This window comes from Psychrobacter sp. 1U2 (assembly GCF_051847575.1).
Genome location: NZ_JBPYDC010000442.1, coordinates 1 through 1077 on the forward strand (window position 1 = coordinate 1; position 1077 = coordinate 1077).

2 protein-coding genes are annotated in these 1077 nt (G+C 45.7%); both read left to right on the forward strand.

Features of this window, described 5'->3' with window-relative positions:
* A partial coding sequence (locus ACS8FD_RS16430; protein ID WP_439276630.1) for an amidase family protein occupies positions 1 to 642 on the forward strand: 642 nt, incomplete at its 5' end.
* A gap of 81 nt (positions 643 to 723) precedes the next feature.
* Positions 724 to 1077, forward strand: a 354-nt coding sequence (locus ACS8FD_RS16435) for a polysaccharide deacetylase family protein (RefSeq protein ID WP_439276632.1), incomplete at its 3' end; no start/stop codon positions are given.

Sequence of the window (1077 nt, forward strand, 5' to 3'; positions counted from 1 at the left end):
ATTGACCAACTCAAATTTTTTATTCCCAGTAATGTCGTCTTTGAAAACGCGCAAGAGGCGGTAATCCAAAATTTTGAAGCTTCTGTCCGCGCACTTGAGCAGGCAGGGGCGACAATCACTCGCGGAGTATGTGATGAGTTTGACGATATAGGGGCGCTTGCCCGTAAGCATGGCTACTTAGTTGGCCCAGAAGCACTAGATGTGCATTGGGATCTGGTACATTCGGCACAGGCAAAGCAGATAGATCCAAGAATCCTTGACCGTATTCTTGATGCAGGAGAGATGAGTGCGCGAGATTTGCTTGTCATTCAACGGAAGCGTGCAAGATTGATTGAAAAAAACCGTCAAGCTTTAGATAAGCAAATTGTACTGTTTCCAACCACGCCTATTACGGCGCCTAAGCTTAAACCGCTTGAAGAAGACGATGACTTGTACTTGCAAACCAACAAACTGATGCTGCGCAATACGGCTCTAGGTAATTTTTTGGACTGGTGCGGCGTCGCTTTACCAAACGGCATAGATGAAAACCAGATGCCTACTAGTATTTTGCTATCGATGACCAGCGGCCGAGACAGTGATTTGTTAGCGGCAGCGCTGAGTGTTGAGAGCGTATTACTCAAAGCCGATGACAGATCTACATAGAAGCGGTTAAATAACTATCAAGTAAGTAAAGATAAGACCCCAAACAAAGGCTAGTAACCTATACCATCAAAGGAGTGAGACATGAGTAAAAAAACCATTATATGTGGCTTTGGTACAGATGTAGATTCAGTAGCAGGATGGATTGGATCGTACGGTGGTGGGGATAGCCCCTCAGACATTCAGCGCGGCGTCTGGGCATCTGAAGTTGGTGTACCACGGCTATTAAGGTTATTTAAAAAATACGATCTACGCACCTCGTTTTTTATTCCTGGTCATAGTATCGAAACTTTTCCAGACATTGCCAAAATGATTGTCGATCATGGTCACGAAGTAGGCGCGCATGGTTACTTGCACGAGAACCCCATTGCCATGACCCGCGCTCAAGAAGAGGCAGTCATGGAAAAGTCGGTTGAGCTGATTACTAAGCTGACAGGT